At 71.4% G+C, this 7,335-nt stretch carries 10 protein-coding genes and 1 pseudogene; all 11 read right to left on the bottom strand.

Features of this window, described 5'->3' with window-relative positions; all coding sequences use genetic code 11:
- A pseudogene (locus AC6LKG_RS20305) lies at positions 1-316 on the bottom strand (hypothetical protein); the annotation flags it as partial.
- On the bottom strand, positions 300-896 hold the full coding sequence (locus tag AC6LKG_RS20300) for an outer membrane lipoprotein carrier protein LolA (RefSeq protein ID WP_498167414.1): 597 nt from the start codon (positions 894-896) through the stop codon (positions 300-302). The pseudogene AC6LKG_RS20305 and the gene AC6LKG_RS20300, both read right to left, overlap by 17 nt.
- Positions 893-1,336, bottom strand: a complete 444-nt coding sequence (locus tag AC6LKG_RS20295) for an acyl-CoA thioesterase (RefSeq protein WP_498167412.1) — start codon at positions 1,334-1,336, stop codon at positions 893-895. The genes AC6LKG_RS20300 and AC6LKG_RS20295 overlap by 4 nt, the downstream gene beginning before the upstream one ends.
- The gene (locus AC6LKG_RS20290; protein ID WP_498167410.1) at positions 1,329-2,252 is read right to left on the bottom strand and encodes a lysophospholipid acyltransferase family protein; all 924 of its coding nucleotides are present in this window, start codon (positions 2,250-2,252) and stop codon (positions 1,329-1,331) included. Before AC6LKG_RS20290 ends, AC6LKG_RS20295 begins: the two co-directional genes overlap by 8 nt.
- Positions 2,249-3,001 carry a glycosyltransferase family 2 protein gene (locus tag AC6LKG_RS20285; protein ID WP_498167408.1) on the bottom strand — a complete coding sequence of 251 codons (753 nt, stop codon included), beginning with the start codon at positions 2,999-3,001 and terminating at the stop codon, positions 2,249-2,251. Before AC6LKG_RS20285 ends, AC6LKG_RS20290 begins: the two co-directional genes overlap by 4 nt.
- Complete coding sequence (locus AC6LKG_RS20280; RefSeq protein ID WP_498167407.1) at positions 2,988-4,691, bottom strand: ApeI family dehydratase; 1,704 nt, start codon at positions 4,689-4,691, stop codon at positions 2,988-2,990. The genes AC6LKG_RS20285 and AC6LKG_RS20280 overlap by 14 nt, the downstream gene beginning before the upstream one ends.
- A 3-nt stretch (positions 4,692-4,694) precedes the next feature.
- Complete coding sequence (locus AC6LKG_RS20275) at positions 4,695-5,243, bottom strand: COG4648 family protein (RefSeq protein WP_498167405.1); 549 nt, start codon at positions 5,241-5,243, stop codon at positions 4,695-4,697.
- Complete coding sequence (locus tag AC6LKG_RS20270) at positions 5,240-5,497, bottom strand: acyl carrier protein (RefSeq protein WP_049077956.1); 258 nt, start codon at positions 5,495-5,497, stop codon at positions 5,240-5,242. Before AC6LKG_RS20270 ends, AC6LKG_RS20275 begins: the two co-directional genes overlap by 4 nt.
- Positions 5,498-5,513: 16 nt before the next feature.
- Positions 5,514-5,774: a phosphopantetheine-binding protein gene (locus AC6LKG_RS20265; RefSeq protein WP_498167403.1), complete on the bottom strand. Its 261-nt coding sequence runs from the start codon at positions 5,772-5,774 to the stop codon at positions 5,514-5,516.
- Positions 5,755-6,675, bottom strand: coding sequence for a lysophospholipid acyltransferase family protein (locus tag AC6LKG_RS20260; RefSeq protein WP_498167401.1), 921 nt, complete (start codon positions 6,673-6,675; stop codon positions 5,755-5,757). The genes AC6LKG_RS20265 and AC6LKG_RS20260 overlap by 20 nt, the downstream gene beginning before the upstream one ends.
- A complete protein-coding gene (locus AC6LKG_RS20255; protein ID WP_498167398.1) occupies positions 6,651-7,322 on the bottom strand; it encodes a beta-ketoacyl synthase chain length factor in 672 nt (223 codons plus the stop codon). The genes AC6LKG_RS20260 and AC6LKG_RS20255 overlap by 25 nt, the downstream gene beginning before the upstream one ends.
- Positions 7,323-7,335: the final 13 nt, after the last annotated feature.

Genomic DNA, 7,335 nt, shown 5'->3' with positions numbered 1-7,335 from the left:
GATCGACGTCGATATCGACCTGCACCGTCGCAAACAGGCCGCTTTGCTGCCAGCGTTGCGCCAGCAGGCGCGCGGCGGCGGCGCTGTCGCCACCGGCCGGGGCCGCGACCAGCGCGATCAATTGGCGGCTGAGCGGCTCCTGGACGCGGGCCTCGGCCAGCCGCCGGGTGGCGTCGGCCTGGGCCCGCGGCACCAGTTCCAGCAGATTGGCCGACACCGGCCAGCCATCGCGGCACTGCCAGGCGCCCAGGGCCAGCAACAGCAGCAGCCCCAGCTTGAACAGCCGCGGCAGCCAGCGTTCAATCGGCGAAGGCACGTTGCTCCTCGGGCGTCAGGGCATTGGCCGCCGCCGCATCGGTCATCTGCAGCACGCTGCGGTCGCCCTGGACCTCGCGCAGTTCGATGCGGTCGACCAGCTTGCCGCCGTTGATCTGGATCTTCTCGAAAATCTGGCGCAACAACACGGAGCGCGGCAGGAGCGTCAGTTGCCAGGCGTCCGGGCCGCCCGACAGGCTCAGGTCGAAACTCTCGCGCAGGCCGCTGGTGTCGCCTGCCAGCACCGACAGGAACAGCCGGTTCTCGCGGCCGGCACCGGCATGCTGCGGCAGCGCCTGCCAGCCGCCGTCGGGGCCGCGGCGGGCGATGCCACTGGCGCTGATACGCAGATCCTGGGCGATCGGGCTGCGCAACAGCCACAGCAGCCCCCGGCCGGCGGCCAGCGTGAAATCGCCACGGCTGGTCAGCGGCTGTGGCAGCGAGCGCAGGAATTTCTGTTGCACGAAATGGCCGCGCACCACCGGCGCGGCACGCAGTTGCCGTTGCAGGTCGTCGAGGTCGAAGGCCCGCGCGCTCCAGGGCAGGATGGCCAGGGCCAGGCAGATCAGCAGGCGTTTCATGCGGGCGTCTCCGCCGCGTCGAGTTTGCGCCGCACCGCGTCCAGCAGGGCGGCCGGCGAGACCAGTTGCATCTCGCGGGTCCGCATGCAGACCGCCACCTGCACCGAGCTGGCGCGCGTCAGGCGCTGGCCGCTGGCGGCTTCGCGGATGAGGTAGTTGATCTTGAGGCGGTGTTCCCATTCGACCAGTTCGGCGCGCACCTCCAGGCGCTGGCCGAACTGCGCCGCCTGCGCGTAGCGCAGTTGCAGGTCGATCACCGGCCAGACATAGCCGCTGGCGCGCATTGCGTCATAGCCATAGCCCATGCTGTCGAGCAGCGCGCAGCGGGCTTCTTCGAGGTATTTGACGTAGTGGCCGTGCCAGACGACGTTGATCGAATCGACGTCGTAGAAGGGCACGCGGATATCGACTTGCGCGCCAAGCGCGCCGCGTTTACGCATCGTCTTTCCAGAAAGGGTAGAAGTTGAACCATTGCAGCGGCGCCTGGCGGCAATGCGCGCCCAGGCGGTCGGCGTAGCGCTGGGTCCAGAAGGCGATCTGCGCCTGGCGCGTGGCGCGGCTCCATTCGATGCCGTCGCTCAGGCGTTCCATCGACACGCGGTAGCGCTTGCCGTGGCGGGTGCAGAACAGCAGGTTGACCGGGCAGCGCAGCAGGCCCGCCAGCAGCCAGGGGCCTTGCGGCAGCGGCGCGGGATCGCCCAGCAGCGAAACTTCGGTGCTGCGGTCGCCCTTGAGCGGCACGCGGTCACCGGCGATGGCCAGCCATTCGCCGCGCTCCAGGCGCTGGGCCAGGTCGAGCATGACGCCGGCGTCCAGTTCGCTGACCTGGATCATGCGCAGGCCGCCGCCGGCCTCGTCGAGCAGGCGGCCGAACTGCGCCGCGTGCTTGGTATGCACCAGCACGTTCAGCTTGAGCAGGCCGGATTGTTCGGCCAGCGCCCGGCAGACCTCGATATTGCCCAGGTGCGAGCCCACCAGGATCTGGCCGCGGCCGTGACCCATCTGCGCGTGCAGGCCGTCGGGGTCGTGGATGTCCAGGTCGGCCAGCGTGATCTTGCCTTGCCAGACGTCGAGCTTGTCCAGCAGCGCCTGCGCGAACGCCAGGTATTGGCGGTAGACCGGGAACGAGCGCGGCAGCGGCGTGGCCGGACCGCCGGCGCGCGCCAGGCGGCGCTGATAGGCGCCGATGGCGCGGCGGGCGCGCGGGCCGAACGCATAGAAGTACAGGACCACCAGCCACACCACCGGCGCCACCGCACGGCGGCCGGCCCGGCGCGCGGCCCAGGCGGTCAGGCGCATCAGCAAGGGGCTGCCGCGCTCGGGTTGGTCGGCCCAGTGGGAGTCGGCCGCGGTCATGGGCGCCCGCCAGCGGTGAGGCGACGCAGCAACAGCGCCGGCGAGCGCGCCAGCATGCCGAAGAACAGGCGCGCGTGCATGCGGCTGATCAGCAGGTTGTCGCGCAGGGCCTTGAAGTGCGAGACGCCGCCTTCCGGGTAGACCACGCGCGTGGGCAGCCAGGCCATGGGCACGCCACGCCAGTGCAGGCGCACCAGGATGGCGATGTCGAAGTCCATGCGGCGGCCGACCTGCGTGGTGTCGATCACCCGCAGCACGGGGGCGAGCGGATAGACGCGAAAGCCGCACATGGCGTCCGGAATGTCGAGCGACAGGGTGTTGATCCAGACCCACACGCGCGTCAGCCAGCGGCCGTAGAGGCGGCTGCGCGGCACGTCGTCGCCGTATAGCGGCGTGCCGCAGATGACCGCGTCGGGCCGCGCCCGCGAGGCCTGCGCGAAGCTGGCGGCGTCATCCAGGGCATGCTGGCCGTCGGCGTCCACCTGCAGCGCGTGGCTGTAGCCCAGATCGCGCGCGGCGCGCAGCCCGTCCTGCACCGCCGCGCCCTTGCCGCCGTTGGCGGCGCGGCGCACCAGGTGCGTGCGCGGCAGCGCCGCCAGTGTGTCCAGGATGGCGGCGCAATCGGGCGCGGAGCCATCGTCCACCAGCACGCAGGGCAGGCCCAGCGCCGCCAGCCGGGCATGCACCGCGGCCACCGTGGCGCCGTGGTTGTAGACCGGGATCACCGCGCAGAGTTCATGCGCCACCATGGTCGTCTCCGTGCAGCACGCGCCCTGACGAGCAGGGCGACGCGTCCAGCGTGTAGCTGAAATACAGTTTGCGCTTGGCGCCGTCCCAGCGCAGGGCCAGCTCGGCCACGTCGCCGGGCCGCAGCAGCCGCTGGAATTTCAGCGCTTCCATGCCGGCAAAGCGCAGGTCCGGCAGCAGGTCGCGTTGCGCCAGTGACAGCGCCCAGCCGATCTGCGCCACGCCGGGCACCACCGGGGCGGTGGGAAAGTGGCCGGCGAAGTAAGCCAGGTCGCACGGGATTTCTAGACGGTAGCGGCGTTCGTCGGCGGTGGCGGCGGCTTGAAGGGGGGCGGTCAGCGGTTGCCGCGGCCGGGCGCCGGCGGCGGCCTCGAAGTCGGCCTGCGTCATTTTGCCCTGGCTGTTCCAGGGCAATTGCCGGCACAGCCGCCAGGCGCGCGGAATCGCCAGCGATTCGAAGCCCGCCGCCAGGTGCTGGCGCAGGGCATCCACCACGGCGCGCCGGCCCTGGTTGCGCAGCGCGTGCAGGCCGGCCGCGCTCAGGGCCACCAGCGCGGTCAGCCGGGCGGCGCCCGCGGCGCGGCCGGCGCGGGCCTCGGCCACATAGGCATGGCGCGCCAGCGCCTGCTCCAGCATGGGCAGGGCGATGCGCTTTTCCTCGATCTTGACGATGCGGTCCTGCCGGCCCAGCAGTTGGAAGCCGCCGCTGGTCAATGCGGCGCCGTCGGCGGTCTGCGCGTCGGCGGCCTCGACCCAGGGCGAGTCGACCCGCAGCGCGCCGTGCGCGTCCAGGCTGACGGCCACACCGGGCAGGGGCTGCCAGGGGGCGGCGCCGCCGCGCCAGGCCACGGCGCCGGTTTCGGAGCTGCCGTAGATCTCGGTGGGGCGCAGGCCCAGTTGCCGCGCGATGTCGTCGGACACCTCGGGTGGCAGCGCGCCACCTGACGAAAAGATGCGGCCGAGCCGGCCGCGCAATTGCGTCCAGTCGAGCCGGTCGCCCAGGCGGCGCAGCAGCGCCGGACTGGCGATCCAGGTGCAGGCGCCATGGCGCAGGCTGGCCTGTTGCAGGTCTTCGGGGTAGAGCCGCTGGCGCCGGTCGATCGGGCGGCCGGCGCACAGCGGCCACAATACGCGGAAGGGCAGGCCGTACATGTGCTGGGCCGACACGCTGCCCAGCACGGGGCCGCCGGCCTCGGGCCATTGCGCCTGCAGGGCCTGGACCTCGCGCGCCAACTGGCCCCAGCGCTTGACGATATGCTTGGGCGCGCCGCTGGAGCCGGAGGTGCACAGCACCAGCGCCTGTTCGGGATCGAGCGGCGCGGGCGCCAGCGGTGGCGCGTCGCGCAGCGTGTCCAGGCGCCATTGGGGACGGGCGGTGGGGGGCAGGCCGGTGTCGCAGAGCCAGGCGTCGATGGTGCTGTCGAGCGTGGCGCAGGTTTCCGGGCGCGCGTCGCCCGGCAGGACCGCGGTCACGCCGGCGCGCCAGCAGGCATGCAGGGCGATGGCGAGGGCGGCGGCGTCTTCGAACCAGAGCGCGGCGCGGCGGGCGGCCCGCGCCTGCAACGCGCCGGCGGCGGCCAGGCACGCCGCGGCGAAATCGGCGTGCGCCAGCGCGGGGTCGACAGCAACGGGCGCGTCGTCGGCGCCCGCGGCGCGCGGCAGCAGCAGATGCGTCAGGTCGGTCCAGGCCACTGCTCAGGCCGCCTTTGCCGCGGCCGGCCGCAGCAGCCATTCGCCGCCCATCAACAGGCCCATCAGCACGTAGCTGATGGCGCCGTTGTAGGCGGTCCACCAGCTCCAGGGGCCCCAGGCGGCCAGCGCCGCCGCGATGGCGCCGTTGACGGCGAAGAAGCCGCACCAGACACGGGTGACGTTGCGGGTGTAGCGCACGCCGGCGGCCGGCAGGTCGGGATGGCGCAGGCGCGCCAGCCGTTCGACCACGGGGCGGCCGCGATACAGGCTGGCGCCGAAGATGGCCAGCAGCATGGCGTTGACCATGACCGGATACCAGCGCAGCCAGTCGCTTGAATTGGACACCGCCAGCACCAGGCAGAACGCCACCGCCGCCAGCGGCAGCAGGCGCGCGCCCGGTTGCCCGTCGCGCCCGGCCAGCCCGCGCGCCAGCCACAGCACGGCCAGCGGCAGCGCCAGCCAGGCCGCGCCGACCCGGCCCAGCGTCGCGTACACGACGAAGGGATAGGCCAGGCCGGCCACGGCCAGCGCGGGCGCCAGGCCGCGTTTCATGCGCCGGCGTCCTGCTGCTTCTGGCACATGGCCTGCACCACGTCCTCGACGGTGCGCACGCTGCGGAAATCGTTGGCGTCGAGCTTGCGGCCGGTCTGGCGGCGTACGTGGTCGATCAGGTCGATGGCGTCGATGCTGTCGATCTCGAGGTCGGTATACAGGTTGGCCTCGGGCGTGATGCGCTCGGGCTCGATCTCGAACAATTCGCTCAGCGTGTCGCGCAGCGTGTTGAAGATTTCATCGCGGGTTTGCATGGTCGACTCCATCGCCTCAGTTGCCACGCTGCGCCGCGACGAATTCGGCCAGGTTGGCGATGCTGGCGAAGTGCTCGCGCATGTTGCGCGTCTCGGGGTCGATGCTGATGCCGTAGCGCTTTTGCAGCGCCAGGCCGAGTTCCAGCGCATCGACAGAGTCCAGCCCCAGTCCGTCGCCGAACAGGCTGGCCTCGCGGTCGATGTCGTCGGGCGTGATGTCTTCCAGGCCCAGGGATTCGATGACGAGCGTCTTGAGCTCAGTTTCCAGTTGATTCATCCAGCTTGGACTCCACTTGCGGCGCGTGTCGCGCTTGTTCGTTGTCGGGCCCGCCCACGGGCCCCGGGGCGCCGGCCGCCGCGTCGCGGGTCAGCTCGGCATCGAAATAGGCGTGCAGGTAATCGTTCATCTTGCGGCCGGCGATGGGCAGCGGGTGCGCATTGGACCACGTTGCGGGGTCGATGTCCGCGCCGACCTCGATGACGTAGCGCATGCGGCACGGCGGAATGCGGTACCAGGGCTCGCCCTTGGTCAGGCTGCGCGGGTTCATGCGGATGACCACCGGGGTCACCGTGCGCGCGCCGCGCAGCGCGATGGCGCAGGCGCCGCGGTGAAAGCGCGGCATGCTGTCCGGCGGCGTGCGCGTGCCTTCGGGGAACACGATCAGCGTTTCGCCGTTGCGCAGCACGTCGGCGGCGCGGTCGAACATGTCGAAGCTTTCGTCGTTGGTGATGTAGCCGGCGTTGCTGACCGGCCCGCGCGTGAACGGATTGCGCGCCAGGCCGTGCTTGACGATGCAGTTGGCGTTCTTGACGTGGCCCACCAGGAACACCACGTCCAGCAGCGACGGATGGTTGGCCAGGATCATCTGGCCGGGCCGGCCCAGGCGGTCGGCGCCCTTGAAGTCCACCGTCAGGATGCCCACGCGCACCATGAAGCGGATGAAGAAGCGGAAGGTGCCGTTCAGCGCCCAGCGGGCGCGCCGCTGGCGGTCGGCGGCATTGCCGGGGATCAGGCGCTGCGGCGGGAACACCAGCAGGCGCAACAGCAAGCCGCCGACGCCGAACATGGTGAAGGCCATGCCGGTGGCGACCAGGCGCCATAGCCAGAAGTCCTGGCGGGCCTGCGCGGCGGCTGGGGTAGGGCTGGTGGGCGTCATGCCGTGCGGGTCCAGAGCCATTGGCGGGCGCGGCTGGCGTGCCGCCAGCCGGGGGTTTGCAGGTTGAGGTGGCGCAGCAGGTTGAGCGCGTGCGGCCAGGGCGGCGGCGCGGGGTCGGCGCGCGGCGCGGCTTCGAGCCGCCAGTCGCTGCCAGCGCGCAGGCGGAAGGCCGCCGCGTAGGAAAAGGGCACGTCGTCGATCCAGGGCGAGTAGGGCGCCGGCGGCCGTTCCTCGGCCAGCACCACCAGCACGTTGTCGTGGCCTTCGGCCAGCAGCAGGCCGGCTTCGATGAAGGCGTGTTCCAATCCGTCATCCTCGGCCGAGAGCGCGACGGATTCGGTGGTTTCGCGGCGTATGATCGACCACTGTCCGGCAATGGCGTTGTGCACCGACAGGCCGAACGCGGTGGGCGACAGCGCCTCGCCGGCCGCCAATGCCTGCAGCAGGCCGAAGTTGCGCGAGGTTTCGCCATGCCGCGACGCGAACACCAGCGGCATGGGGGCATGGTCGCGGGTGACCGGCCAGGCGCATTCGAACGCGGCGCGCGCCAGCGGACTGAGGCGGCGGCGCTGCATCGGGGGCAGGAATTCGAGGCGCGGCGGGCTGGGTTCTCCAACGGGACAATAAGGATGTTCAGCCCAGTGCAACCAGCTGCTCGCGTCTTGCATACCCGATGTCCAA

This window comes from Achromobacter sp. 46006, from assembly GCF_059761975.1.
The sequence above is the reverse complement of the archived record's forward strand: the minus strand, read 5'-3'. Positions and strand labels throughout refer to the sequence as shown.

Bases quoted from the DNA above. Each gene is read 5' to 3' on its own strand.
- AC6LKG_RS20285 (WP_498167408.1), bottom strand. From the start codon at position 3,001: ATGGTGGCGCATGAACTCTGCGCGGTGATCCCGGTCTACAACCACGGC.
- AC6LKG_RS20300 (WP_498167414.1), bottom strand. From the start codon at position 896: ATGAAACGCCTGCTGATCTGCCTGGCCCTGGCCATCCTGCCCTGGAGC.
- AC6LKG_RS20295 (WP_498167412.1), bottom strand. From the start codon at position 1,336: ATGCGTAAACGCGGCGCGCTTGGCGCGCAAGTCGATATCCGCGTGCCC.
- AC6LKG_RS20265 (WP_498167403.1), bottom strand. From the start codon at position 5,774: ATGAATCAACTGGAAACTGAGCTCAAGACGCTCGTCATCGAATCCCTG.
- AC6LKG_RS20275 (WP_498167405.1), bottom strand. From the start codon at position 5,243: ATGAAACGCGGCCTGGCGCCCGCGCTGGCCGTGGCCGGCCTGGCCTAT.
- AC6LKG_RS20260 (WP_498167401.1), bottom strand. From the start codon at position 6,675: ATGGCTCTGGACCCGCACGGCATGACGCCCACCAGCCCTACCCCAGCC.
- AC6LKG_RS20255 (WP_498167398.1), bottom strand. From the start codon at position 7,322: ATGCAAGACGCGAGCAGCTGGTTGCACTGGGCTGAACATCCTTATTGT.
- AC6LKG_RS20290 (WP_498167410.1), bottom strand. From the start codon at position 2,252: ATGACCGCGGCCGACTCCCACTGGGCCGACCAACCCGAGCGCGGCAGC.
- AC6LKG_RS20270 (WP_049077956.1), bottom strand. From the start codon at position 5,497: ATGCAAACCCGCGATGAAATCTTCAACACGCTGCGCGACACGCTGAGC.